Source organism: Pseudomonas sp. MT92, from assembly GCF_058792515.1.
Map to the genome: position 1 here is coordinate 157,138 of NZ_JBXAFA010000009.1, position 26,300 is coordinate 183,437.

A 26,300-nucleotide genomic window follows, 5' to 3' on the forward strand; every position below is an offset into this window, starting at 1 on the left:
AGAGCACGGGATTGTGACTCCCGTTGTCGTGGGTTCGATCCCCATCGTCCACCCCATATTTCGAAAGGCGCCAGATTAAAAGTCTGGCGCCTTTGCTTTAACAGCTTCAACCCGCGGATGTGGTGGAATTGGTAGACACACTGGATTTAGGTTCCAGCGCCGCGAGGCGTAAGAGTTCGAGTCTCTTCATCCGCACCAAATAAAGCTTCAGTCATGCCGCTTGGCTTGTTTGGGGCTGACTAAAGAAGTTGTTTGGCTTCTTTGTCATGCAATATGGTGGGCGTAGCTCAGTTGGTAGAGCACGGGATTGTGACTCCCGTTGTCGTGGGTTCGATCCCCATCGTCCACCCCATATTTCGAAAGGCGCCAGATTGAAAAGTCTGGCGCCTTTTTTGTTTCAGCGGTTCGAGTATTCAGCGGCTGCAGGTTCTGGGTCGCAGGGGCAGGGCGTTTCGTCGTATTTATGTTTCTCGATGATGCTGCGCTGCTCGCCGGCCTTGCTCGCAAGATCGGCTGTCAGGGAGATGATTGGCTGCCTCTTCTATATATAGAAGGGTTGGCGCAGAGCCCTGGCGTGATTGGCTGTATTTGCCACCGGGGCGAGGTGCATCCGTGCATTCGCACCTATAAATTGCCAGCTGCTTTTTTACCCGTTTTCAGTAGGGTGACTTCTTGAGTTTGACCCACTAGAATGCATGCCCTTGATTCTGGGGTCGGAAACGGCCGGCTAACGTCTGTGCAACGAGGAATATCCATGCAAGTTTCTGTTGAAAATACTTCTGCTCTTGAGCGCCGCATGAGCATCACCGTGCCGGCTGAGCGCATCGAGACTCAGGTCAACAAGCGTCTGCAGCAGACTGCCCAAAAGGCCAAGATTGCTGGCTTCCGTCCAGGCAAAGTGCCAATGAGCGAAATCAAGCGCCGTTTCGGCGCTGAAGCTCGCCAGGAAGCTGTAGGCGACGTGATCCAGTCCTCTTTCTATGAAGCTGTGGTTGAGCAGAAGCTGAACCCGGCTGGTTCGCCTTCGATCGAGCCTAAGTCGCTCGAAGCTGGCAAGGACCTGGAATACGTTGCTGTTTTTGAAGTGTTCCCTGAGTTCACCGTTGCCGGTTTCGAAGGTATCACCGTAGAGCGTCTGAGCGCTGACGTGGCTGATGCCGATCTGGACAAGATGCTGGACATCCTGCGCAAGCAGAACACCCGTTTCGAAGTGGCCGATCGCGCTGCTCAAAACGAAGACCAGCTGAACATCGATTTCGTAGGCAAGGTCGACGGTGAAGTGTTCGCTGGCGGCTCCGCCAAGGGCACTCAGCTGGTTCTGGGTTCCGGTCGCATGATCCCTGGTTTCGAGGACGGCCTGGTTGGCGCCAAGGCCGGCGAAGAGCGCGTTCTGAACCTGACCTTCCCAGAGGACTATCAGAACCTGGACCTGGCAGGCAAAACCGCTGAGTTCACCGTCACCGTAAACACCGTTTCCGAGCCAAAACTGCCAGAGCTGACCGAAGAGTTCTTCGCTCAATTCGGCATCAAGGAAAGCGGCCTGGAAGGCTTCCGCACCGAAGTTCGCAAGAACATGGAGCGCGAGCTGCGTCAGGCGATCAAGTCCAAGGTCAAGAATCAGGTTATGGATGGTCTGCTGGCCACCAACCCGATCGAAGTGCCTAAGGCTCTGTTGTCCAACGAAGTTGACCGTCTGCGCGTGCAGGCTGTTCAGCAGTTCGGCGGCAACATCAAGCCTGATCAACTGCCGGCCGAGCTGTTCGAAGAACAAGCCAAGCGTCGCGTAGTACTGGGCCTGATCGTCGCTGAAGTGGTCAAGCAATTCGACCTCAAGCCTGACGAAGCCCGCGTTCGCGAGATGATTCAGGAGATGGCTTCGGCTTACCAAGAGCCTGAGCAGGTTGTGTCCTGGTACTACAAGAACGACCAGCAACTGAACGAAGTCCGTTCGGTTGTGCTGGAAGAACAAGTTGTGGATACTGTTCTGCAGAAAGCTAGCGTGACCGACAAATCGGTCTCTTACGAAGAAGCGGTCAAGCCGGTAGAAGCTCCACAAGCCGACTGATTGTTTTTGCGGTAAGAAGTACACACCATAAGCCAGCCTTCGTGCTGGCTTATGCGTATTCAAGACATAACTATTTGGGAGTGACTGCAGAGCATGTTCCGTAATTCGTATATTCAGCAGAACTCTGATATCCAGGCCGCAGGCGGCCTGGTCCCGATGGTTGTCGAGCAGTCTGCTCGTGGCGAGCGCGCCTATGACATCTACTCGCGTCTTCTCAAGGAGCGAGTGATTTTTCTGGTAGGTCCGGTAGAGGACTACATGGCCAACCTGATCTGTGCGCAACTGCTGTTCCTTGAAGCGGAAAACCCGGACAAGGACATCCATCTCTATATCAACTCCCCGGGTGGTTCGGTGACGGCGGGCATGTCGATCTATGACACCATGCAGTTCATCAAGCCAAACGTGTCGACTACCTGCATTGGCCAAGCGTGCAGCATGGGTGCGTTTCTTCTCACGGCTGGTGCCCCTGGCAAACGTTATTGCCTGCCGAACTCACGTGTGATGATTCACCAGCCATTGGGCGGTTTCCAGGGCCAGGCTTCGGATATCGAAATCCATGCCAAGGAAATCCTCTTTATTCGTGAGCGTCTCAACACGCTGATGGCCAAGCATAGTGGTCGCACTCTTGAAGAAATCGAGCGAGACACAAACCGCGACAATTTCATGAGTGCGGAAGCCGCGCGTGAATACGGGTTGATCGATGAAGTGATCAGCCAGCGCCCTGCTTAAAATAAGCAGCTCAAAATAAGGTTGGTCGGCAGGTCCGATCACCTGCGGGCTTGAAAAAGCCCGCAATAGCCTTCATCTTGTGTTGCAAGCCTATCGGATTTGGATCGAACGAATGACTGACACCCGCAACGGCGAGGACAACGGCAAGCTGCTCTATTGCTCCTTCTGTGGCAAAAGCCAGCATGAAGTGCGCAAATTGATTGCCGGCCCCTCGGTCTTTATCTGCGACGAGTGCGTCGACCTGTGCAATGACATCATCCGTGAGGAGGTGCAGGAAGCCCAGGCCGAAAGCAGCGCGCATAAATTGCCTTCGCCTAAAGAAATCAGCGGCATCCTTGATCAGTATGTGATTGGTCAGGAGCGTGCAAAAAAAATTCTGGCCGTAGCGGTGTACAACCACTACAAGCGCCTGAACCAGCGTGACAAAAAGAATGACGATGTCGAACTCGGCAAGAGCAACATCCTGCTGATCGGCCCGACAGGCTCGGGTAAAACCCTGCTTGCCGAAACACTGGCCCGCTTGCTGAACGTTCCGTTCACCATCGCCGACGCAACCACCCTCACCGAGGCGGGTTATGTGGGTGAAGATGTCGAGAACATCATTCAGAAGCTGCTGCAGAAGTGCGATTACGACGTGGAAAAAGCCCAGATGGGCATTGTCTACATCGATGAAATCGACAAGATTTCGCGCAAGTCTGACAACCCGTCGATTACCCGGGACGTTTCCGGTGAAGGCGTGCAGCAGGCCCTGCTCAAATTGATCGAAGGTACAGTCGCTTCCGTTCCGCCTCAAGGTGGTCGCAAGCACCCACAGCAGGAGTTCCTTCAGGTCGACACCCGTAACATCCTGTTCATCTGCGGTGGTGCATTTTCCGGTCTGGAAAAGGTTATTCAAAACCGTTCCACCAAGGGCGGCATTGGTTTCAACGCGGAAGTGCGCAGCAAGGAAGAAGGCAAGAAAGTCGGTGAATCCCTGCGTGAAGTCGAGCCTGACGATCTGGTCAAGTTCGGTCTGATCCCGGAATTCGTCGGTCGTCTGCCGGTTCTTGCCACACTGGACGAGCTCGATGAAGCTGCTTTGATGCAGATCCTCACCGAGCCGAAAAATGCTCTGACCAAGCAGTACGCCAAATTGTTCGAGATGGAAGGCGTGGACCTGGAATTCCGGGCAGACGCACTGAAATCGGTTGCGAAACGCGCACTGGAACGCAAAACCGGCGCTCGTGGCCTGCGTTCGATTCTCGAAGGTGTATTGCTCGACACTATGTATGAAATCCCCTCGCAGTCTGAGGTGAGTAAAGTAGTGATCGATGAAAGCGTTATAGAAGGCAAGTCCAAGCCACTGTATATCTATGAAAACAGTGAGCCTGCTGCCAAGGCCGCGCCAGACGCATAAGCGTCACGCAGCCGGTACAAAGAAGGGGCCTTCGGGCCCCTTTGCTTTTGTGGCGGTGGGCTTGTCGGATCGCTGCGCCGCTGGGAAGGCGACATGCCAGCCCGCCTGCCTGTTTTTTCGCTGTCTCCGAGCCCCACAGTTGCCGCCGTAAGAAGCGATCTTTTAAGTCGTACTTTTATCCGCTTGTTTTTTTCCAGATCAGCCCCCATCTTGGTTTCAAGCTTACTTCCATCTGTTTACGGCCTTATGGCCGCCGTAGAGGCGAAATCATGAAGACAACCATCGAATTGCCTCTCCTGCCATTGCGTGATGTCGTGGTTTATCCGCACATGGTTATCCCGCTGTTCGTGGGGCGCGAGAAATCCATCGAAGCCCTTGAGGCTGCGATGACGGGCGACAAGCAAATCCTTCTGCTGGCACAGAGAAACCCTGCTGACGACGATCCCGGCGAAGATGCGCTTTATCGCGTAGGTACGATTGCCACCGTTCTGCAATTGCTGAAGCTGCCTGACGGCACGGTCAAGGTTCTGGTCGAAGGCGAGCAACGCGGCGCCGTGGAGCGTTTCAGTGAAGTGGACGGCCATTGCCGTGCCGAAGTCTCCTTGATCGACGAAGTCGACGCGCCTGCGCGCGAGTCGGAAGTGTTCGTGCGCAGCCTGCTGTCGCAGTTCGAACAATATGTGCAGCTGGGCAAGAAAGTCCCGGCTGAGGTCCTCTCGTCGCTCAACAGCATCGACGAGCCCGGGCGCCTGGTCGACACCATGGCCGCGCACATGGCCCTGAAGATCGAGCAGAAGCAGGAAATTCTCGAAATCATCGATTTATCGGCCCGGGTCGAGCACGTTCTGGCGCTGCTGGACGCCGAGATCGATCTGCTGCAAGTCGAAAAACGCATTCGCGGTCGTGTCAAAAAGCAAATGGAGCGCAGTCAGCGCGAGTACTACCTGAATGAGCAGATGAAAGCCATTCAGAAGGAGCTCGGCGACAGCGACGAGGGGCACAACGAAATCGAAGAGCTGAAAAAGCGTATCGATGCCGCTGGCCTGCCAAAAGACGCGCTGGCCAAGGCTACAGCCGAACTGAACAAGCTCAAGCAAATGTCGCCAATGTCCGCGGAAGCGACCGTGGTGCGCTCGTACATCGACTGGCTGGTTCAGGTGCCGTGGAAGGCCCAGAGCAAAGTGCGTCTGGATCTGGCGCGCGCCGAAGACATTCTCGACGCCGATCACTACGGTCTGGAAGAAGTCAAAGAACGAATTCTCGAATATCTCGCCGTTCAAAAGCGCGTGAAAAAAATTCGTGGCCCGGTGTTGTGCCTGGTGGGGCCTCCTGGGGTGGGCAAAACCTCCCTGGCGGAGTCGATTGCGCACGCCACCAACCGTAAATTCGTGCGCATGGCCCTCGGCGGCGTACGTGATGAGGCGGAAATTCGTGGTCATCGCCGTACCTACATCGGTTCGATGCCAGGAAGATTGATTCAAAAGATGACAAAGGTGGGCGTTCGCAACCCGCTGTTCCTGCTCGATGAAATCGACAAGATGGGCAGCGATATGCGTGGCGACCCGGCGTCGGCTTTGCTGGAAGTGCTCGATCCTGAGCAGAACCACAATTTCAACGATCACTATCTGGAAGTCGATTACGACCTGTCCGATGTGATGTTCCTGTGCACCTCGAACTCCATGAACATTCCGCCCGCGCTGCTGGACAGGATGGAAGTGATTCGTCTGCCGGGCTACACCGAAGACGAGAAGATCAACATCGCGGTCAAATACCTTTCGCCCAAGCAGATTACGGCCAATGGCCTTAAGAAGGGCGAGCTGGAATTCGACTCCGAAGCGATCCGCGACATCATCCGCTACTACACCCGCGAAGCCGGTGTACGGGGGCTGGAGCGGCAGATTGCCAAGGTTTGCCGCAAGGCGGTCAAAGAGCATGCACTGGAAAAACGCTTCTCGGTGAAGGTCACCGCAGACATGCTGGAACACTTCCTGGGCGTGCGTAAGTTCCGCTACGGCCTCGCTGAACAGCAAGACCAGATCGGTCAGGTCACCGGATTGGCGTGGACGCAGGTGGGTGGCGAGTTGCTGACCATCGAGGCCGCCGTCGTACCGGGCAAAGGCCAGTTGATCAAGACCGGTTCGCTCGGTGATGTGATGGTCGAATCGATCACGGCTGCCTTGACCGTGGTCCGTAGCCGCGCTAAGAGCTTGGGGATCCCCCTGGACTTCCACGAGAAGCGTGACACGCACATCCATATGCCGGAAGGGGCGACCCCGAAGGACGGCCCTAGCGCCGGTGTAGGCATGTGCACGGCGCTGGTTTCGGCACTGACCGGTATCCCTGTGCGCGCGGATGTCGCCATGACCGGTGAAATCACCTTGCGTGGTCAGGTGTTGGCAATCGGTGGCCTGAAAGAAAAACTGTTGGCCGCTCACCGTGGCGGGATCAAGACTGTGATCATTCCGGAAGAGAATGTGCGCGATCTGAAGGAAATTCCCGACAATATCAAGCAAGATCTACAGATTAAACCGGTTAAATGGATTGACGAGGTCCTGCAAATTGCGCTGCAATACGCGCCGGAGCCCTTGCCTGATGTGGCTCCGGAGATAGTCGCGAAGGATGAAAAACGCGAGTCGGATTCTAAGGAAAGAATTAGCACGCATTAGTACGTATTTGCCTGAAGGGCTTCCTTGACAGCTTTTTAGAGCCCTTGTTATAAAGCGGCTCTTAAGTGTCTGTAGGCCATTCAGCACTCGTTTTTGCTTTCACCAAAAAAACTTAGAATCATACTCAAATAGATATAAGGGGACTTAGAGTGAACAAGTCGGAACTGATTGATGCTATCGCTGCATCCGCTGATATCCCGAAAGCTGCTGCTGGCCGTGCGCTGGACGCTGTAATCGAATCCGTCACTGGCGCTCTCAAGGCTGGCGACTCTGTTGTTCTGGTTGGTTTCGGTACTTTCTCCGTCACTGATCGTCCAGCTCGCATTGGTCGTAACCCGCAGACCGGTAAGACTCTGGAAATCGCAGCAGCCAAAAAACCAGGTTTCAAAGCCGGTAAAGCTCTGAAAGAAGCTGTCAACTAAGTTCGATTCAGGTTTTTGCCTATCCGGGTCGGGGTCATGCCTGACCTGGCAGCGGAGCGGTAGTCCAGTCGGCAGATGCCGGTCCGAGACGCCGAGGCTCGCAAGTTCGAGTCATCGGTCCGCTCCGCCAGTTACGAGAAGGCGCATCCTCGGATGCGCCTTTCTTCTATCCGGATTCTACCCACGCTCCACGGTTGCCTAATTTTGAAGTTCAACCGTTTATGGGGGACGCATGCTGCAGAATATCAGGGACAATTCACAAGGCTGGATTGCCAAGACCATTATCGGGGTCATCGTTGCACTGATGGCTTTGACTGGTTTCGACGCCATTTTCAAGGCCACGACGCACAACAATGAAGCGGCAAAGGTCAACGGCGAACAAATCAGCCAGAACGAGCTGAGCCAGGCGGTTGATATGCAACGCCGTCAACTCATGCAACAGCTGGGCAAGGATTTCGATGCTTCCTTGCTCGACGAAAAAATGCTGCGCGAATCGGCCCTCAAAGGCTTGATCGACCGCAAACTGCTGCTGCAAGGCGCAGAGAGCTCGAAATTCGCTTTCTCCGAAGCGGCGTTGGACCAGGTCATCCTGCAAACACCTGAATTCCAGGTGGATGGCAAGTTCAGTCCTGAGCGTTTCGATCAGGTTATTCGTCAGCTCGGCTACAGCCGTCTGCAATTCCGTCAGATGCTGGCCCAGGAAATGCTGATCGGTCAATTGCGCGCCGGCGTTGCGGGCAGCGGTTTTGTCACCGATGCACAGGTCCTGGCTTTCGCCCGTCTGGAAAAACAGACCCGCGATTTCGCTTCCCTGAACATCAAGGCTGACCCGGCGGCTGTGAAGTTGACCGACGATGAAATCAAAGCCTATTACGACGAACACGCCAAGGAATTCATGACGCCAGATCAGGTGGTCATCGATTACCTGGAGTTGAAGAAGTCCTCCTTCTTTGATCAGGTCAGCGTCAAGGACGAAGACCTGCAAGCGGCGTATCAGAAAGAAACCGCGAACCTGTCCGAGCAACGTCGGGCGGCGCACATTCTGATCGAAGTGAACGACAAGACCACTGAGGCGCAAGCCAAGGCCAAGATCGAGGAGATCCAGGCCCGTCTGGCCAAAGGCGATAAATTCGAGGCTCTGGCCAAGGAATTCTCCCAGGATCCTGGGTCGGCCAACAACGGTGGTGATCTCGGCTACGCGGGGCCGGGTGTCTATGATCCAGCGTTCGAAAAAGCATTGTATTCACTGGCCAAGGATCAGGTTTCCGCACCGGTTCGCACCGACTTCGGTTTCCACCTGATCAAGCTGTTGGGTGTGGAAGCGCCGGAAGTGCCGACCTTCGCCAGCTTGAAAGACAAGCTGACTCGCGAACTGAAGGCCCAGCAGGTCGAACAGCGCTTCGTCGAGGCAACCAAGCAACTGGAAGACTCTTCGTTCGAGGCGTCTGATCTGGCTCAGCCGGCGCAGGACCTGAAGCTGACCGTTCACACCTCCAAGCCGTTCGGCCGTGAAGGTGGCGAAGGTGTTACGGCCAACCGTGCCGTGGTGACTGCAGCGTTCAGCCCTGAAGTACTTGATGAGGGTGCCAACAGCACTGCCATCGAACTCGATCCGGAAACCGTGATCGTGTTGCGCGCCAAGGAGCACCTCAAGCCTGCGCAGCTGCCGCTGGAAAGCGTCGCCGGCCCGATCCGCGAGCAATTGACCAAGGAGCACGCCAGTGCCGCCGCCAAGACCAAGGCTGACGAGCTGATCGCCAGTCTGCGTGCTGGCAAGACGCCGTTGGACAAGGCGATCGACGGGCAGAACTGGAAAGTCACCGCCGGCGCGACTCGCGCTCAGGAGGGGGTTGACCCAACCGTGCTGCAAGCGCTGTTCCGGATGCCGAAGCCTGTCGCGAAAGACAAGCCGGCCTTCAGTAGCGTGACGTTGCCTGATGGCAGCCTGATGATCGTGCGGCTGAACAGTGTCAACGAAGCGGCAACGCCAACCGAAGAAGAGAAGGCTCAATACCGTCGCTTCCTCGCTTCGCGCGTTGGCCAGCAGGACTTTGCGGCTTACCGCAAGCAGCTGGAAAGTCAGGCGGACATCAAGCGTTTCTGATGCCCGACTGAGTTTTGCGCTTATCAAGAACCCCGGCCGAAAGGTCGGGGTTTTTTGTTTGTGCAGTTGTCATCAATCTTCCGGGATCTTTTGCCTAATATCGGGATCAACGGACCTGTAACTGTTTTAAGACACAATCGTTGCGCCGCTAAGCATCGATCTGTTGCACAATACGCCCCGAACCGATTTCCTCAGGATGTTCAATGTTTAAATCATTTCCCATGCGTGTTGCCGGGCTGGCGCTGGTGCTGGCCGTTGCGGCCGGGTGCTCGTCGAAAAAAGCCGCCATCTATGAGCATGAGAACTTCGCCGACTCCGGTACGTTTTCCCGTAACTATCCGGTGACTGATGCGCAATCCTGTGAAGCCGCCCGTCGGGCGTTGCTCAGCCAGGGCTATATCATCACCAGCAGTGATCCGAAACTGGTCAGTGGTCACAAGAGCTTCCAGCAGACCGGTGAGACCCATATGGAGATCAGCTTCAGTGTGGTGTGTACCGATGATGGTAGCGAGGGACACCACGCGACCATGTTCGCCAATGCCCTGCAGGACCGCTATGCATTGAAGAAGACCAACAACTCCGCGAGTCTTGGTGTCGGTGTGTTGGGTTCGGTGTCGATGCCAATAGGCTCGTCTGACGACTCGATGGTCAAGGTCGCCAGCGAAACCGTATCGTCGGCCAAGTTCTATGAGCGTTTTTTCACGCTGGTCGAACTGTTCCTGCCACCGGAGGCGAAGAAGGCTGCACACATCACCGAAAAACCGAAAACCGATCTGGGAGTGCCTGAAGCCAAGGCTGCTCCGGCTCCGTTAGCAGCGACCCCGGCACCGGCAGCAGTACCTGCACCCGTAGCGGCCCCAGTGCCCCCAGTGCCCCCAGTGCCCGCTGAAGCCACTCCCGCAGCCTCTGAGCCGGTTGCGCCGCCGGAAACCGCGCCAGTTGCGGCGACCCGGAGCGAAGAGCCGGCCGCATCCTCGGAAACCATTACGCCGCCGACCCATTCAAGCGACATGCCGCCGCCGACAGAACCGATTCCGGCGATGCCTGTTACCGGCCAATAGCGGGTTGCAGCGTCGCGGGAGTGGAAAACCGCTCCCATTGCGCTGCACAGATTGACCCACGTCAAACCAGGCTGCCGTTCTGCGGTCTGTCTCGAAAAAAACGCTGATAAATGCCTGACCGCCTGCTACGTTTTATCGTAGAGCGAAGGCGTGTCGTGGCTGCGTCATTTTTCTTTCATGCGCGGACTTTATGCTCAAGTTGCTGGTCATTTATTCAGACAATTTTCAATGAGCCGTGGGGGATTCAAAATGGACGATTATCAGGAAGAGCTGCTCGAGTATCAGGCCTTTGAGCTGGACCCGCTGGAACCAGCCGAAGACGCGACCGAGCTGTAAGCGTCAGGCTAACTGACGGTGGCTGCGGCGAAATTCGCCGGGGGTCTGACGGTTCCAGCGCTTGAATGCGCGTTGAAAGGCTTCGGCTGAGGCAAAACCCAGCAGATAGGCGATTTCTCCGAATGCCAGTTCGGTGTCGCGAATGTAGGTCATGGCCAGGTCGCGACGTGTGTCGTTGAGAATTGCGCGAAATTGCGTGCCTTCTTCGGCAAGTCTGCGACGCAAGGTCCAGGTGGGCAGCTTCAGGCGTGCCGCCACTTCTTCGAGGTCGGGTTCCCGGCCGCCATTGAGCAACGGCCCCAGCAACTGAGTGATACGTTCACGCAGGCTGCGGGTGCGTGTCAGTTGCTCCAGTTCCCGCTCGCACAGTTGCAGCAAGTGACGCCAGGTGCTTGGACAATGTTCAGGGTTGCGCTGAGCGAGACTCTCCAGGCCCAGGCGCAGCTGATTGTGTTCGCAGCCGAACTGGATCGGGCAGTCACCCAACACTTCATAGTCCGCGCGGTAATCGGGGGCTTCGAATTCGATCTCGATGCGCTCGGCACGCAGTGGAGCAGGGCTGACGCTGGACAATTGCTGCAACCAGCCGGCAATGATCGAGTCGACCACAAAGCGGTTATAGCTGTTGTAAGGGCTGATCGAGTAGAACCTCAGCCAGGCACCCTGGGGGTCTTCGTGAAAGCTCGATTGTCCGCGATAGTTGGAACCATACAAGGCTTCAAAACGGATCAGGCAACGTGCCGCTTCGCGCACGGTCGGCGCCTGGGAGGCGGTAACTCCGGCGAGGCCCGCCTGGCTCAAGCGACTGTACCGGCCCATGCGCAGTCCAAGTGCCGGGTTATCGGTCAGCTGAATAGCGCCATGGCCCAGGCGCATGTAGCGGGGTATCGAGAGTCGTGCACACGCTTCGCCGAGTCGGGCTGCGTCGAGGCCGTATTGTTCGAGCAAGGGTTGCGGGTCCACTCCGTGGCTGCGTATGGCGTCAGCCAGGCTGTGAACAAACCCCACTGACAGATCGCCCAGACGCATCGGAAGGGATTTCATGCGCTACAACCAGAGGTTCAGCAAGCGCGCACCATGCGCGTTGGTATCGATGAACTGCTGGCCGCTGCTGCTGATGAAGCTTTGTCCGGCGCTGCCCTGATCCCAGAATTGCCCGCGCAGAAACACGCTGACCCCAGCGGAGGCCTGACTGGCCGGTGCCTGGGTCGTGAGGGTCAGGTGCTGCCACGCCTGGCCTTCGCTGAGCTCTCCTGGCTTGAGGTTGACAGAGAGTGGCGTCGACGAGCCCCGGTATCCTCGCCACGGTTGATCCCAGGTGCCGCGCCCTGCCAAATAGGCGGGAACCGCAACCAGTTGCACGTGCAGCTCGTCGAGCTTGCGATAATTTTCCGGATACCAGCTGTCGCGACCGATCAGCACGCCCAAACGTCCGGCCGGTGTGTCGACCACATTGAGTGAATGCTCGCCACTGGCCTTGATCCCATCCTGCTTGGCAAACATCGGGTGCATCTGGCGCTGCGGTTGCCCGATTGGCAGGCCATCGCGGCTAAACACCACGCTACTGTTGTAAAGCGCACCGTGGCCGATTTTCAGAGTGCCATCGATGATGCTCGGCTCGGGCAATACAATGGAGCCTGCCACCAGCGTCACGTTGAATTCTTTCGCCAGGCCGCCAAACAACGCCTGGTAATCCTTGGCCATGCCTTTTGCTTTCATACGCAGGTGAGCATCGTCCAGGCGGTTGCCGCCTTCGGCGCTGATCAAGGCACGGACAAATTTCAAGGGGTTGCTTGCGGCCAGCCAGTTCATGGCTTCCTTCAACGTGCTGGCCTGGTACAGCTCATCCTTCTCGCCGCTGACCATCAGCCAGGTGCCGACATGCTCCGGCAGGACCACGATGGTTTTTTCGTTCAGCAATCCCTGGTCTTTGGCTTTCTGCAAGTAGGCCGCGAGTTTGCGGTGCAGGCGTTCAGGGCTCTGATAATCGGTGGGAAAGAGTTCGGGCTGGATGCCCAGCAGATTGCCGCGGTCGGCAGGCGTGCCCTGATCGACGGCCAGGTTGATCCGCAAGTCCGAGAGGTAATGCCCCACCGGGCGATCCGCGGCCCACATGGCGTAGGTCGTCAGGACAGCAATCAGCGCCATGGAGAAGGTCAGGTACAAAAGTTTGCGCATGGGGAAACAGTCAACGGCCGCGAGCAGGATTCGTCGACTAGGGTATGGCCCATGCCGGCGCTTGCCAAGGGGGGCTGCGCATTTGGATCAATAAGTTGTCAGTTATGGTCATTGAGTGACAACGACTCGGCTCTTAGTCTGTCGAACATGACTGACGGGGGCCACGAGAGCTTCCGCATTTTTCCCGTGATCGCTCGATGTGGAGTTTCCGATGACCGCCGCCCATTACCCGCACCTGCTGGCCCCGCTGGACCTGGGTTTCACCACGCTGCGCAACCGTACCCTGATGGGGTCGATGCACACCGGCCTCGAAGAGAAACCGGGTGGGTTCGAGCGCATGGCGGCCTATTTCGCCGAGCGTGCCCGTGGGGGTGTCGGTTTGATGGTCACCGGTGGCATTGGTCCGAACGATGAGGGCGGGGTGTATTCCGGCGCCGCCAAGCTGACCACCGAAGAAGAGGCGCTCAAGCACCAGATCGTGACGCGCGCGGTGCACGAGGCGGGTGGCAAGATCTGCATGCAGATCCTTCACGCCGGCCGTTATGCCTACAGCCCGAAACAGGTCGCGCCGAGCGCCATTCAGGCGCCGATCAACCCGTTCAAGCCCAAAGAGCTGGACGAGGAAGGCATCGAGAAGCAGATCCGCGATTTCGTCACCTGTTCGACCCTGGCGCAACAGGCCGAATACGACGGCGTCGAAATCATGGGCTCCGAAGGGTATTTCATTAACCAGTTCCTGGCCGCTCATACTAACCACCGTACCGACCGCTGGGGCGGCAGCTACGAAAACCGCATGCGCTTGCCAGTGGAGATCGTCCGCCGGGTGCGTGAAGCGGTAGGGCCGAACTTCATCATTATTTTCCGCCTGTCGATGCTCGATCTGGTGGAAGGCGGCAGTACCTGGGAAGAAATCGTGCAGTTGGCCAAGGCCATCGAGCAGGCGGGTGCGACCCTTATCAACACCGGTATCGGCTGGCATGAAGCGCGGATTCCGACCATTGCCACCAAGGTCCCGCGTGCGGCCTTCAGCAAGGTCACGGCTAAGCTGCGTGGTTCGGTGAATATTCCGCTGATCACCACCAACCGCATCAACACCCCCGAAGTCGCCGAGCAGATTCTGGCCGAAGGCGATGCTGACATGGTCTCGATGGCGCGGCCGTTCCTCGCCGACCCGGACTTCGTCAACAAGGCCGCTGAAGGCCGCGCCGACGAAATCAACACCTGCATCGGTTGCAACCAGGCGTGCCTGGACCACACCTTCGGCGGCAAGTTGACCAGTTGCCTGGTCAACCCGCGTGCCTGCCACGAAACCGAACTCAACTATCTGCCGGTCAAGCAGATCAAGAAAATCGCCGTGGTCGGTGCCGGCCCTGCCGGTTTGTCCGCCGCGACCGTAGCGGCCGAGCGCGGCCATCAAGTGACGCTGTTCGATTCGGCCAGCGAGATCGGCGGGCAGTTCAACGTCGCCAAGCGCGTACCGGGCAAGGAAGAGTTCTACGAGACCCTGCGTTACTTCAACCGCAAGTTGCAGACCACCCACGTCGAGCTGTGCCTGAACACCCGGGTGGATGTGGCAAGACTGGTCGAGGGCGGTTACGACGAAATCATCCTGGCGACCGGCATCGCCCCAAGAACCCCGGCGATTCCAGGCGTCGAGAACGCCAAGGTCCTGAGTTACCTGGACGTGCTCCTCGAGCGCAAGCCAGTGGGCAAGCGTGTCGCGGTGATTGGCGCCGGTGGTATCGGTTTCGATGTGTCGGAGTTCCTTGTTCACCAGGGCGTGTCCACCAGCCTGAACCGCGATGAATTCTGGAAAGAATGGGGCATCGATACGCACCTGGACGCGCGCGGCGGTGTCGCCGGGATCAAGGCCACGCCCCATGCCCCGGCCCGTGAAGTGTTCCTGCTGCAACGCAAGAAGTCCAAGGTCGGCGACGGCCTTGGCAAAACCACCGGCTGGATTCACCGCACCGGTTTGAAGAACAAGCAGGTGCAGATGCTTAACAGTGTCGAATACCTGAAGATCGACGACCAAGGCTTGCACATCCGCATCGGCGAAACCGGCGAGCCGCAAGTGCTGCCGGTGGACAATATCGTGATCTGTGCCGGCCAAGACCCGTTGCGCGAGTTGCAGGAAGGCCTGGTCGCGGCAGGGCAGAACGTGCATTTGATCGGTGGCGCCGACGTCGCGGCGGAGCTGGATGCCAAGCGTGCAATCAATCAGGGTTCGCGGTTGGCGGCTGAGTTGTAATAGCAGCACTGCGGCGAGGGCGCGAACGCCCTCGTCACCCGTCAACTGCTAAGATGCCGGCTCTTTTCCCTGGGCCGGCATCAATGCTTTCTCCTCCCGCAAACTGGCGACCCCAAGCCCCCCTCGAACCACTGCAACTCGACTGGCTCAGCCGCGCCAGAATCGAAGTCGCCATCCTGCGCCTGGATCAGATCGACCCGCTGATCAGCGGTAACAAATGGTTCAAGCTCATCGAACACCTCAACGCCGCTGACCGGGCGGGTGCCGAGGGCATCATCAGCCTCGGTGGCGCGCACTCCAATCACCTTCACGCACTGGCCGCCGCCGGCAAGCGCCTGGGTTTTGCCACGGTCGGTCTGCTGCGCGGCCACCCTCAGCAAACGCCCACCGTGAAAGACTTGCAGGCGTTCGGCATGCAGTTGCACTGGCTCGGTTATGGCGGCTATCGCGCGCGGCACGAAGCGGGTTTCTGGCAGCCGTGGCAATCCCTGTACCCGACATTGCACCCGGTCCCCGAAGGCGGCGGTGGTTTGCCAGGCGCGCGGGGCTGCATGCAGTTGAGGGCGCAGGTCACTGCGCAACTGGCCCGTGTCGGCTGGAGCGACTACGACGGTTGGTGGCTGGCCTGCGGAACGGGTACGACCCTGGCCGGCCTGGTGCTGGCTGAAGCGGGGGATCATCCGGTTTACGGCGCGTTGGCGGTGCCCGACGATCATGGGGTCGCGCAGGCGGTCGAGAGGATCGTTGCAGAAGCGGGCGAAACCACGGCGGTTTATCAACTGTTCGACGCCAGTCGTGGCGGTTTTGCCCGCGTCGATCCGCCGTTGCTCGAATTCATCGAAAAGACCGAGCGCGCCAGCGGCATTCCTCTGGAACCGCTGTACACAGGTAAGGCGTTGCTGGCGCTCAAACAGCAAGTCGAGGCGGGCCGGTTTGCTCCCGGGACCCGACTGATCTTCATCCATACCGGTGGCTTGCAGGGCCTGCGAGGGTTCGGTTCGCAGCACTGAAGGGCAACAGAAACCAGTGTGGGAGCAGGCTTGCTCCCACACTCAGGTATTGCGGGTCTCAGGAATTGCGGCTCACTCGTTTGGGCATCATCCGCAGCAAGGTGTTATCGCCGACCACGTAGTGATGATAAAGCCCGGCCAACGCGTGCAGGCCAATCAGCCAATAGCCGATGGTTGCGCCAAGTTCATGCCAACCCTGGATTTGTTTGGCCAGTGCTTTGTCTTCAGCGATCAGCATGGGCAGGTCGATACCATAAAACATCACTTGATTGCCTTTGGCACTGGTGACCAGCCAGCCGAGAATCGGCATGGTGATCATGAAGAGGTACAGCGCCCAGTGCATCAGCCTGGCCATCACCGTCTGCCACCGAGGGGAGGCCGGGAAGATTTGTGGCGCCGGGCCCAGGCTGCGAGCAAACAAACGCAACCAGACCAGAACGAACACGGTCAGGCCGAGCATGAAGTGCGATTCCACGATCAGTGTTCGCCCGCCACTGCCCTTGGGGAAAATCCCGCGAAATTCTATGCAGGCATAAACCAACGCCAGCAAGACCAACATCAACCAATGCAGCGCTATCGAGACGGTGCTATAGCGCGAATCGGAATTTTTCCATGGCATACGGTGTTCCTCACAGGTCAGCTCAAGCCACCGTTCTTCTTCGACGGTGTGCTTTACTGTAATCCTGTTTCACCGTGTTTGCCTGTGGCGATGGGTCACGGGAGCACTGGTTCAGCTGATTGACAGCAAAAAGCGCCAGTTCCGTTCACACACTGGCGCTGCATTTGGAGGCGTGGCAATCAGCTGGTTTGCGGCATCTCACCGTTGGCCAGTCGCTTGTTGATATCGGCGATCACGGCCGGCAAGTCGGTGATGGTGTCGATCATGTAATGCGGGCGCGAGCCTTCGAACAGCGCATGGATACGCGTGCGTTCGCTGTCCAGTTTATCGCTGTCCAAGGCGCGATAACCCTCGTAGTCCAGGCCCAGGGCGTTGCCCGAACAGATCAGCGCCACGGTCCACATGCCAGCGCGGCGACCTTCGAGAATGCCTGGCACGGTGTCGTCGATCTTCACGCAGGCGGCGACATCGTCGATGCCCAGGGCAATTACGTTGGCCAGTGCCTGTGCCGGCCATGGGCGGCCATTCGGCACTTCGTCGGTGGCGACCACGTGATCGGCCACGTAACCGTTGGTGGCGGCCAGTTCGACCACCTTGTCCATGACCTGCTTCGGGTAGCCGGAGCACGAGCCGATCTTGATCCCTTGCCGGCGCAGGTTGGCGATGGTGTCCAGGGCGCCCGGGATCAGTGCCGAATGCTCGGCGATTTTTTCGATCTGCAGCGGCATGAAGCGTTCATAGATGGCGGTGACGTCATCGTCGGTGGGCGTGCGGCCAAACACGTTGCGGTAGCGCTCGGCGACTTCCGGCTGATTGCACAAGGTGCGGATGTGGTCCCACTTGCCCATGCCCATCGGGCCACGGGCTTCATCGATGGACACCTGGACGTCGAACTCGGCGAAGGCTTCGACAAAGATCTGCGTCGGCGCGAAGGAGCCGAAATCGACCACGGTGCCGGCCCAGTCGAGGATGGCGGCCTGGAGTTTGCTTGGATGGGTGTAGTTCATGGTGATCAAGTCCTGTGGCAACTGGCTAATAGGGGCGATGTGGTTACTGTGGGGAAGGCGGTATGGCTTAGATCTCTAACACTTCCATCTCACGCAGCACGTCGCCAATCGCCGCCACCGCTTCGCGCATCTGCGCCGGGGTGACGTGACCGATGCAGCCGACGCGGAAGGTTTCGACCTGGGTCAGTTTGCCGGGGTAGAGGATGTAACCCTTGGCCTTGACCCGTTCGTAGAATTCCTTGAACTGGTAGCGTGGATCTTTCGGTGCGTGGAACGTGGTGATGATCGGCGCCTGGATGGCGGCCGGCAGGAAGCTGCGCAACCCAAGCTTGCCCATCTCTTCCATCAGTGCCTCGCAGTTGGCGGCGTAGCGCTGGTGCCGGGCCGGCAGGCCGCCTTCTTCGTTGTATTGCAGCAGGGCTTCGTGCAGCGCCGCGACCACGTGGGTCGGCGGGGTGAAGCGCCATTGGCCGGTCTTGGCCATGTAGGAGTGCTGGTCAAACAGATCCATTGCCAGCGAGTGCGAGTTGCCGGCAGCGCTGGCCAAGGCTTCCTTGCGAGCGAAAACGAACCCCATCCCCGGCACGCCTTCCAGGCATTTGCCCGAAGCGGCGATCAGTGCGTCGAACGGAATCTGTTGCGCGTCGACCGGCAGCGCGCCAAAGGAACTCATGGCGTCGATGATCAGGCGTTTGCCGTGTTGCGCAACGACCCGAGCGATTTCCGGCAGCGGGTTGAGGATACCGGTGCTGGTTTCGCAGTGAATCAGCGCGACGTGGGTGATGCTGTCATCGGCGCGCAGCAGGCGCTCGACGTCGGCGGCGGTGGTGGGTTCGTCTTCGGCGGTTTCGAAGGTGCTGAACGAGCGGCCGAGCACTTCGCAGATTTTCGCCAGGCGTTTGCCGTAGGCACCGTTGATCAGTACCAGCACTTTGCCGTCGCGCGGTACCAGCGTGCCGATGGCCGCTTCGACCGCGAAGGTGCCGCTGCCTTGCAGGGGCACGCAGTGATGACTGGCGCCCCCGTTGATGATTGCCAGCAGTTGTTCGCAGAGGCTGGCGGTCAACTGGTTGAAGCGCTCATCCCATGAACCCCAGTCGACCATCATCGCCTGACGGGTGCGTGCCGAAGTGGTCAGTGGGCCAGGGGTGAGCAGGATGGGGGCGGCAGTACTCATTCTCGTGTCCTCGCAATCGATGGGATGAAGCTACGGGGCCTAAATTGCAATTTGCTGTGTTATCAATCAAATTGTTTGTTGTTATGCCAGCCATCAGTGAGGCTTATTCATGAATCTGTTTCAGCTGCGTGCTTTCGACGCAGTGGCCCGCGAGGGCAGCTTTACCCGGGCGGCCGCACGGCTGTTCATCAGTCAACCGGCGGTCACCGGGCACATCAAGGCGCTGGAGGAGCACTACCAGATCAGCCTGTTGCGCCGCACCGCGCGACGGGTGGAGTTGACGGAAGAGGGCACCAAACTGGCGGCGATCACCCGGGCCATGTTCGGCCTGGCCGAAGAAGCACAGGCGATGCTGGAGGCCAACCGGCAGTTGCTGACCGGGCGCCTGGAAGTGGCGGCAGACGGCCCGCATATGGTTATGCCGATGCTCGCGAGCCTGCGGGCGCGTTATCCGGGCATCACGGTGAACCTGCGCCTGGGCAATGCTCAGGAAACCCTGGCGGCGCTGTTGTCCGAACATGCCGACGTGGCGGTGCTGACCGAAGTCGAGCCGCGCAAGGGGCTGCATCTGCAAGCGCTCAGCGAGTCACACATTTGCGCACTGGTGCCCGACGGTCATCCGTGGGCGCAACGGTCCAATGGCGTGCCACTCAAGGAACTGGATCAGGTGATCATGGTGTTGCGTGAGCCGAGTTCGATAACCCGGCGCACCTTTGATCAGGCGTGCGCCCATGCCCAGGTCAACCCAAGGGTGTTGCTGGAGCTGGACAGTCGCGAAGCGGTGACTGAAGCGGTGGCCGCCGAGTTGGGCGTGGGCGTGGTGTCTTCGGTAGAGGTGAGCCACGACCCCCGGGTGACGGCGGTGCCGATCATTGGCGAGGGGTTGGTGAACCGGCACATGATGGGGTGCATGGAACGGCGCCGGGATTTGCGTTTGATCCAGGCGTTTTTTGAGTTGGTGCCAGGCCGATAAACCGCGATGGGGCCAGACCTGCCTACCTCAGGCTCTCGCGCACCATTTCCAGAAACGTCGCCACCACCCGCCGCGAACTCTGCTCGCGCAAGCACACCAGCGTTTCGGTCAACCGCCGTTTGCAATCGGTAATCGGCAATGCACACACACGCGAATCCGCGCCGAATTCGGCTGCCGACACCACGCCGACACCAATCCCCACCACCACCGCTTCTCGCGCCGCCTCCCGCCCTTCGACCTGAATGGCCGGGCGGATGCGAAAACCGGCGCCAGCCATTTCCTCTTCCAGTGTTTGTCGCGTCACCGAACCGATTTCCCGCAGCACCAGCGGCGTATCGTCCAGGTCCGCCAGGCAGATGGACTTACGATCGGCCCACGGGTGATTGCGCGACACGAACGCCACCATCGGGTCGTTGCGCAGCGGTAACGAGAGCAGACGTTCATCACTGACATCACGGCCCAGTAACGCCAGATCGGCCTGATAGTTGAAGAGCCGCAATAGCGACTCATCGGTGTTGCCGGTTTCGATCTTCACGCTGATCCCCGGATAACGCTCACAGAATCGGGCGATCTGCGGCAGCACATGCACCGGCGCGTCCACCGCCAGAACCAGGCTGCCGGTCTGCAAGGCCTGGGAGTCTTGCAACAGTTCCTGGGCTTCGGCTTCGATCACGAACAGTTTCTGCGTGACGCCGAGCAAGCGTTCGCCCAGGTCGGTCAGGCGCACTGAACGCTTGTTGCGGTGGAACAGCAGCACACCGTAGCGCTCTTCGAGTTTGCGCACCTGATCGGAAATGGCCGGTTGCGTGAGAAACAGTCGTTCGGCGGCTTTGGTAAAGCTCCCGTGCACGGCTACGGCGTGGAAGGCTTTGAGTTGGGCGTGGGAAACCGACATGCGAATCTCCAATAACAAGCTGAGCTTATTTTTGAAATACGATAAATCGATTTCACTTATTAATCAGTAATTGTTTTTATCCACCTCAGCCCCGGTGACTGGTCAATCGAACAGCAGCGGGTGCCATGAGCCTGTGCGTGCAACAACAGGACTCATCTGACCGGAATCGCCCACAGGGACAAGGTGATTTCGCAGTGCTCAACAATAAAAACACAGGCGTTTTCTTTCAATTCTGCCGGCACACTCACACCCTGAGGTCAGAACCACAATGAACAAGCCCATCGGCACCATCAAACGTTGGCGCGTGCAGATCTTCGCGATCACCTGGCTCGCCTACGCCGCTTTCTACTTCACTCGCAAAGCATTCTCTGTTGCAAAACTCGGGATTGGCGAAGACCCGATGTTCATGCTCGACAAAATGGCCATGGCCAACCTCGATGCAATCTATCTGACCGCTTACGCCATCGGGCAATTCACCTGGGGCATCCTGGCCGATCGCTTCGGCCCGCGGGTCGTGGTACTGGGCGGCTTGCTGATTTCTGCGGCCGCCGCGCTGGTGATGGGCAGTTTCGCCACGTTGCCGATTTTCGCCACTTGCATGTTGATTCAAGGCCTGGCGCAGTCCACCGGTTGGTCGGGGCTGTGCAAGAACCTCGGTAGTTTCTATCCCGCCGAGCAGCGCGGGCGGGTGTTGGGCCTGTGGAGTTCCTGCTACGCCTTTGGCGGTCTGGTGGCATCGCCCTTTGCCGGTTGGTGGGCCTATACGCTCATCGGCAGCTGGCATGCGGCGTTCATTTCCAGTGCGGCGGTGGTTGGGCTGGTCGCCGTGCTGTTTTTTATTTTTCAACGCAACAAACCCGAAGACGTTGGTTTGCCGGCTGTGGAGCCCGAGCCCGAGCTGACCGCTGAAGAGGCACAGGCTCAAAGCAAAATCAGCGTCCTGGAGCCGTTAAAGGAAATTCTGCGCAATCGTACGGTACTGGTGCTCGGCCTCGCGTACTTCATGCTGAAGCCGGCGCGCTATGCGATTCTGCTCTGGGGCCCGGTGATTGTTTTCGAACAGATGCCCTCGGTGGGCAAGGTCGGCGCGGCGATCATTCCGACGGCGTTCGAACTGGCCGGGTTGCTCGGACCGATCATGATCGGCCTCGCCTCCGACAAAATGTTCGGCGCCCGACGTATGCCCGCCTGTGTGCTCAGTCTGCTGGCGCTGACCGTGTCGCTCGCGCTGTTCATGGGTGCCCTGCACACCGGCAGTGTGCTGCTGGTAGTGGCGCTGCTGTTTGTCATGGGGCTGACGCTTTATGGACCGGATTCGATGATCAGCGGCGCGGCCGCCATCGACTTCGGTACTGCCAAGGCCGGTGCGACCGCCGCCGGTTTCGTCAACGGTTGCGGCTCGGTCGGGGCGATTCTTGGCGGGTTGCTGCCTGGTTATTTCGACACCGTGACGGTGTTCATTGTCTTCGCTGGCTGCGCGATGTTCTCCGCACTGGTGTTGATCCCGCACTGGAACAGCCGCCCCGGTGGTTTGCGAACCCACTATCCCCTCGTGCCTAACCGGCCGATAAGCGTCAAATCCCTGCGTACCTGAACCCTGTCCGTCGCCGCCTGCTGCGTTTACGGCAGGCTGGCGTGCGGACTATCGAATGGAGAGTGATCCCATGAGACCCTTTTGGCTGGAGCAGGCCTTGAAGACCGAGACGTGCGAAACCTGTCCGGCGCTGCAAGGCGACATCCGCGCCGACGTCTGCATCGTCGGCGGCGGTTACACCGGGTTATGGACCGCCATCATGCTCAAGGAGCAAAACCCCGGCCTGGAAGTGATGCTGATCGAAGCCGATATCTGTGGCGCCGGCGCCAGTGGCCGCAACGGTGGTTGTGCGCTGTCGTGGTCGGCCAAGTATTTCACCCTTGAACGCCTGTTCGGCGCAGAAGAAGCGGTGCGGCTGGTCAAGGAATCCGAGCGCAGCATCCACGCGATCGGGGCCTTCTGCGAACGGTATGCGGTGGACGCCGACTACCGCCTCGATGGCACCCTCTACACCGCGACCAACCGTGCTCAGGTCGGCTCGACCGACGCGGTGATCGCCGCGCTGGAGCGCAACGGCATCAACTCGTTCAGTCAGCGATCGCTGGCTGATGTACAACGCATGGCCGGTTCTACCAGGCACCTGGAAGGCTGGTTTTCCCCGGCCGCCGCCAGCGTGCAGCCAGGCAAACTGGTGCGTGGTTTGCGCCGGGTGGCCTTGCAGCTTGGCGTGCGGATTCATGAAAACACCGCCATGACCGGGCTGGAGGAAGGTAAGTCGGCCGTCATCCAGACCGCCAATGGCAGCGTTCGCGCCGATCGTGTGGTGCTGGCGATGAATGCCTGGATGGCACGGGCATTCCCACAGTTCGAACGCAGCGTGGCGATCGTCTCCAGCGACATGTTGATCACCGAACCACGACCCGATCTGCTCGACGAAATCGGTTTGACCAGCGGTGTCACCGTGCTCGATTCGCGGATTTTCGTGCACTACTACCACAACACACCCGACGGCCGGATCATGCTCGGCAAGGGCGGCAATACCTTCGCTTACGGTGGTCGCCTGTCACCGGTGTTCGATCAGCCATCGCCCTATGCCGGTCTGCTTCGCAGCAGTCTGACGGACTTCTTCCCGGCGTTTGCCGACGTCAAGGTCGACGCAACCTGGAACGGCCCGTCGGATCGCTCGGTCACAGGGCTGCCGTTCTTTGGGCAGATGAGTGCCAGCGGGAACCTGTTCTACGGTTTTGGATATTCCGGCAGCGGCGTCGGGCCATGCCACATGGGCGGTCAGATTCTGGCTTCGATGGTCCAGGGCCTGGACAATCCCTGGACGCGCTCGCCACTGGTCAACGGACCGCTGGGCTTCTTCCCGCCGGAACCGATTCGTTACCTTGGCTCGCTGATGGTGCGCAACGCCATTCGCCGCAAGGAGCGCGCCGAGGACCACGGACGGCGGCCCCGGCATCTGGACGTGCGCCTGGCCAGGTTCGCGGCGGCGGCCGGCAAGGCTGACAAGGGGTGAGGCTCAGGACCCGGCGTCGGTGGGGTCGATCAACCAGTCGAGCAGCAGTCGGCTATCGCTCCGTGGCTCATGGCGTCGGGCGGATCGAGGCGTGGAGCGGTGTCCGGTGCTGGCGCAGAACACCGGGCGGTCGGGATCGCTGTCGAGGAAACTGACCCATCCGTCTGTGCCGGCCATGGGCAAACCGCCAGGATCGATGCGGGCACCCGTCACCGCAACGGGCAGCCAGAGGCCGATGCCATCTTCGGTTTCATTGTCCGTAGCAGGCCACAAACTCACCTGTATGCGACCTTGCTCATCCAGCGCCGACTGCTGCCCGGTCTGGCCCAGCACCCGCGCTGGCTGATAACCGGGGATACGCGGCCTCGGCTGTTCGAGCGCCGGACGAAACACCGTTGACCAGGGAATCGCGCTGAACTGATTGCGGTAACGCCTGGGCGCGCCCGAGGTGCCCTGCTGCAGAATCGACCCCTGCTCTCCCTGATGACGCGCCTGGGTCACCAACCATTGATCGTTGAAACCGGTTAGTGGGTGCTCAGTCACCTGCACGATGCAGCCGCTGCGCAGTTCGCCGTGATTACTTTGGCCGTGAATCTGCATTTGCCGGCATCGCAAGCGCTCCAGATGCCGGCGAGCAAGTTGATCGCGGTAGCGCTGTTCGGGAGCGGGGCGGGCCGTGGGCGCCATGGCTTGGCTAAACACATGATTGGCCGCGCCGTCGTCGGTGTCCATGGCGCCGCGGTCTCGGGCATCCAGCCTTGGCGAAGAGGGCCGTGAATCGTGACGCTGGAACAGCTCGCTGATTCGCCATGGGTTGCTGTCATCGGGTGCATCGCTCCGGAACGGCATCAACAACGGTTCCTGAGGGAAACTCAGGCTGTCGTCGGCGAACACCAGAACGTGCCCGTGGCGGTGGTGTTCGAAGTGATAGTGAATGCCTTCCTCCTCGCACAGCCGTTGCAGCAGGGCCAGGTCGGTTTCTTCGTACTGAATGCAAAACGGTCGCTGAGGATAGTGGCCATGGGTCAGTTCGAAGCGATAGCTGTCATCGGGTAGCTCATGTTCGGCCAGCAACTGCTGCAGGATCATGGGCACGCTGGACGGCTCAAAAATGCGTCGGCAACGATGTCGGTCCAGCGATTGCAGGGCGGGGCCCAGCACCAGTTTGTAGCCGACCCGGTGCGGGCCGCGATGTTCGCGACTGACGTTGTACAGTACGCCGTGAATGCCCTGGCCCTGTCCAAGGCTCAGGAACGCCGCTTGGTGCAGTAGTTGTTGCAGCGGCATGGCCGGCGCCAGGCCAATCACTTCAATCTCGAATCGATAGGGTTGGTTGAGGGCTTCTTGGCCACTGAACTGCACCACCTGCAGGCTCAAATCGTCGTCAAGCAGTGTCAGGGTGAAGGGACTTTCCTTGTCGTTATGCATCGGACGCGCTTCTGCCATGGAGTACGGCTGCAGAGGGTACGAAACCACAGCCCTTAATGGTCATCGCAAACAGGAGTTTCAGAATCGCCCTACAACTGCCGGTGAATATGTCGATTCGAGGTCGGAATTTTTGGTCGATTGCCAACTTTAGGCCGGGTAAACTGGCGCAATGCGTCGGCCAATAGATGTCTCGGCGCCACAGACAAGAGAGTGAGTAATGGGCGCACAGTGGAAGGTTAAACACAAAGAAGCGGCAGCCAACGCCAAGGGAAAGATCTTCGGCAAACTGGTGAAAGAAATCACCATCGCTGCGCGCAACGGCGCTGATGTCGCCACCAACGCACACCTGCGCCTGGTGGTTGAACAGGCCAAGAAAGCTTCGATGCCCAAGGAAACACTGGATCGCGCCATCAAGAAGGGTGCGGGCCTGTTGGGCGAAACCGTGCAATACCATCGCGTGACGTATGAAGGCTTCGCGCCGCATCAGGTGCCGCTGATCGTTGAATGCGTGACTGACAACATCAACCGTACCGTCGCTGAAATCCGCGTGGCATTCCGCAAGGGCCAGTTGGGCGCTTCCGGTTCGGTGGCCTGGGACTTCAACCACGTGGGCATGATCGAAGCCTCGCCGGACACCCCGGACGCCGATCCGGAAATGGCCGCCATCGAAGCGGGCGCTCAGGATTTCGAGCCGGGCGAAGACGGCGCGACCCTGTTCCTGACCGAGCCTGCGGATCTGGACGCAGTACAGAAAGCCCTGCCGGGGCAAGGCTTCACCGTACTGTCGGCCAAGCTGGGCTACCAGCCGAAGAACCCGGTCAGCGGCCTGAGCGACGAGCAGATGGCTGAAGTCGAAGCCTTCCTCGAAGGCCTCGATAACCATGATGACGTGCAAGACATGTTTGTCGGGTTGGCGGGTTAAGTTGT

Annotated in this window: 21 protein-coding genes and 3 tRNA genes (1 of these 24 running past the window's edge); 17 read left to right on the forward strand and 7 right to left on the reverse strand. The window is 59.0% G+C overall.

The features are described 5' to 3' along the window. From AC1Q6D_RS18275 to AC1Q6D_RS18325, 11 genes are all read left to right on the forward strand, one after another. A tRNA-His gene (locus tag AC1Q6D_RS18275) sits at positions 1–56 on the forward strand (it extends 120 nt beyond the left edge of the window). A gap of 57 nt (positions 57–113) precedes the next feature. Further along, positions 114–198, forward strand: a tRNA-Leu gene (locus tag AC1Q6D_RS18280). A 78-nt stretch (positions 199–276) separates the two neighbouring features. Then, positions 277–352, forward strand: a tRNA-His gene (locus tag AC1Q6D_RS18285). A 402-nt stretch (positions 353–754) separates the two neighbouring features. Continuing rightward, positions 755–2,065, forward strand: a complete 1,311-nt coding sequence (tig, locus tag AC1Q6D_RS18290; RefSeq protein WP_047527526.1) for a trigger factor — start codon at positions 755–757, stop codon at positions 2,063–2,065. Between the two features lie 93 nt (positions 2,066–2,158). After that, positions 2,159–2,794: an ATP-dependent Clp endopeptidase proteolytic subunit ClpP gene (clpP, locus tag AC1Q6D_RS18295; RefSeq protein WP_090468346.1), complete on the forward strand. Its 636-nt coding sequence runs from the start codon at positions 2,159–2,161 to the stop codon at positions 2,792–2,794. Positions 2,795–2,906: 112 nt separating this feature from the next. Beyond that, positions 2,907–4,190 carry an ATP-dependent Clp protease ATP-binding subunit ClpX gene (gene clpX, locus AC1Q6D_RS18300; protein WP_047527529.1) on the forward strand — a complete coding sequence of 428 codons (1,284 nt, stop codon included), beginning with the start codon at positions 2,907–2,909 and terminating at the stop codon, positions 4,188–4,190. 269 nt (positions 4,191–4,459) lie between these two features. Further along, positions 4,460–6,856, forward strand: a complete 2,397-nt coding sequence (gene lon / locus AC1Q6D_RS18305; RefSeq protein ID WP_047527532.1) for an endopeptidase La — start codon at positions 4,460–4,462, stop codon at positions 6,854–6,856. Between the two features lie 149 nt (positions 6,857–7,005). Continuing rightward, positions 7,006–7,278 (forward strand): HU family DNA-binding protein, encoded by a 273-nt coding sequence (locus tag AC1Q6D_RS18310; protein ID WP_002552737.1) that lies wholly within the window; start codon positions 7,006–7,008, stop codon positions 7,276–7,278. A 232-nt stretch (positions 7,279–7,510) separates the two neighbouring features. After that, positions 7,511–9,382 (forward strand): SurA N-terminal domain-containing protein, encoded by a 1,872-nt coding sequence (locus AC1Q6D_RS18315; RefSeq protein ID WP_047527544.1) that lies wholly within the window; start codon positions 7,511–7,513, stop codon positions 9,380–9,382. A 203-nt stretch (positions 9,383–9,585) separates the two neighbouring features. Further along, entirely contained in the window at positions 9,586–10,443 is an 858-nt protein-coding gene (locus tag AC1Q6D_RS18320; protein WP_103405994.1) for a DUF2242 domain-containing protein, read from the forward strand. 150 nt (positions 10,444–10,593) lie between these two features. After that, a complete protein-coding gene (locus tag AC1Q6D_RS18325) occupies positions 10,594–10,779 on the forward strand; it encodes a hypothetical protein (protein WP_130207725.1) in 186 nt (61 codons plus the stop codon). Between the two features lie 3 nt (positions 10,780–10,782). Here the strand turns inward: AC1Q6D_RS18325 and AC1Q6D_RS18330 are convergent, their stop codons facing one another. Together AC1Q6D_RS18330 and AC1Q6D_RS18335 are read right to left on the reverse strand one after the other, a co-directional pair. Continuing rightward, positions 10,783–11,823 (reverse strand): AraC family transcriptional regulator, encoded by a 1,041-nt coding sequence (locus AC1Q6D_RS18330; RefSeq protein WP_103405993.1) that lies wholly within the window; start codon positions 11,821–11,823, stop codon positions 10,783–10,785. A 3-nt stretch (positions 11,824–11,826) separates the two neighbouring features. After that, positions 11,827–12,957 carry a nitrilase-related carbon-nitrogen hydrolase gene (locus AC1Q6D_RS18335; RefSeq protein WP_103405992.1) on the reverse strand — a complete coding sequence of 377 codons (1,131 nt, stop codon included), beginning with the start codon at positions 12,955–12,957 and terminating at the stop codon, positions 11,827–11,829. Between the two features lie 211 nt (positions 12,958–13,168). On the opposite strand from AC1Q6D_RS18335, the gene AC1Q6D_RS18340 reads away from it, so the two are divergent. Both AC1Q6D_RS18340 and AC1Q6D_RS18345 read left to right on the forward strand, forming a co-directional pair. Then, a complete protein-coding gene (locus AC1Q6D_RS18340) occupies positions 13,169–15,208 on the forward strand; it encodes an oxidoreductase (RefSeq protein WP_103405991.1) in 2,040 nt (679 codons plus the stop codon). A gap of 83 nt (positions 15,209–15,291) precedes the next feature. After that, positions 15,292–16,218 carry a 1-aminocyclopropane-1-carboxylate deaminase/D-cysteine desulfhydrase gene (locus tag AC1Q6D_RS18345; protein ID WP_103405990.1) on the forward strand — a complete coding sequence of 309 codons (927 nt, stop codon included), beginning with the start codon at positions 15,292–15,294 and terminating at the stop codon, positions 16,216–16,218. A gap of 58 nt (positions 16,219–16,276) precedes the next feature. On the opposite strand, the gene AC1Q6D_RS18350 is transcribed toward AC1Q6D_RS18345, so the two are convergent. The 3 genes from AC1Q6D_RS18350 to AC1Q6D_RS18360 all read right to left on the reverse strand — a co-directional run bounded on the left by AC1Q6D_RS18350 (position 16,277) and on the right by AC1Q6D_RS18360 (position 19,021). Then, on the reverse strand, positions 16,277–16,837 hold the full coding sequence (locus AC1Q6D_RS18350) for a cytochrome b (protein WP_047527556.1): 561 nt from the start codon (positions 16,835–16,837) through the stop codon (positions 16,277–16,279). A gap of 179 nt (positions 16,838–17,016) precedes the next feature. Next, positions 17,017–17,844, reverse strand: a complete 828-nt coding sequence (gene phnX, locus AC1Q6D_RS18355; RefSeq protein WP_103405989.1) for a phosphonoacetaldehyde hydrolase — start codon at positions 17,842–17,844, stop codon at positions 17,017–17,019. Between the two features lie 67 nt (positions 17,845–17,911). Further along, a complete protein-coding gene (locus AC1Q6D_RS18360) occupies positions 17,912–19,021 on the reverse strand; it encodes a 2-aminoethylphosphonate--pyruvate transaminase (protein ID WP_103405988.1) in 1,110 nt (369 codons plus the stop codon). A 109-nt stretch (positions 19,022–19,130) separates the two neighbouring features. Between AC1Q6D_RS18360 and AC1Q6D_RS18365 the strand changes: the two genes are divergently transcribed. Continuing rightward, entirely contained in the window at positions 19,131–19,994 is an 864-nt protein-coding gene (locus tag AC1Q6D_RS18365; protein ID WP_103405987.1) for a LysR substrate-binding domain-containing protein, read from the forward strand. A 22-nt stretch (positions 19,995–20,016) separates the two neighbouring features. Here the strand turns inward: AC1Q6D_RS18365 and AC1Q6D_RS18370 are convergent, their stop codons facing one another. After that, positions 20,017–20,889 carry a LysR family transcriptional regulator gene (locus AC1Q6D_RS18370; RefSeq protein WP_103405986.1) on the reverse strand — a complete coding sequence of 291 codons (873 nt, stop codon included), beginning with the start codon at positions 20,887–20,889 and terminating at the stop codon, positions 20,017–20,019. 268 nt (positions 20,890–21,157) lie between these two features. Here AC1Q6D_RS18370 and AC1Q6D_RS18375 point away from each other — a divergent pair, with 268 nt between their 5' ends. Both AC1Q6D_RS18375 and AC1Q6D_RS18380 read left to right on the forward strand, forming a co-directional pair. Continuing rightward, positions 21,158–22,483 (forward strand): MFS transporter, encoded by a 1,326-nt coding sequence (locus AC1Q6D_RS18375; protein ID WP_103405985.1) that lies wholly within the window; start codon positions 21,158–21,160, stop codon positions 22,481–22,483. Between the two features lie 70 nt (positions 22,484–22,553). Continuing rightward, on the forward strand, positions 22,554–23,945 hold the full coding sequence (locus tag AC1Q6D_RS18380; protein ID WP_103405984.1) for an FAD-dependent oxidoreductase: 1,392 nt from the start codon (positions 22,554–22,556) through the stop codon (positions 23,943–23,945). Positions 23,946–23,948: 3 nt separating this feature from the next. Here the strand turns inward: AC1Q6D_RS18380 and AC1Q6D_RS18385 are convergent, their stop codons facing one another. Further along, positions 23,949–25,373, reverse strand: coding sequence for a type VI secretion system Vgr family protein (locus tag AC1Q6D_RS18385; RefSeq protein ID WP_103405983.1), 1,425 nt, complete (start codon positions 25,371–25,373; stop codon positions 23,949–23,951). A 217-nt stretch (positions 25,374–25,590) separates the two neighbouring features. On the opposite strand from AC1Q6D_RS18385, the gene AC1Q6D_RS18390 reads away from it, so the two are divergent. Further along, on the forward strand, positions 25,591–26,295 hold the full coding sequence (locus AC1Q6D_RS18390; RefSeq protein ID WP_090323589.1) for a YebC/PmpR family DNA-binding transcriptional regulator: 705 nt from the start codon (positions 25,591–25,593) through the stop codon (positions 26,293–26,295). The last annotated feature ends 5 nt before the right edge of the window (positions 26,296–26,300 follow it).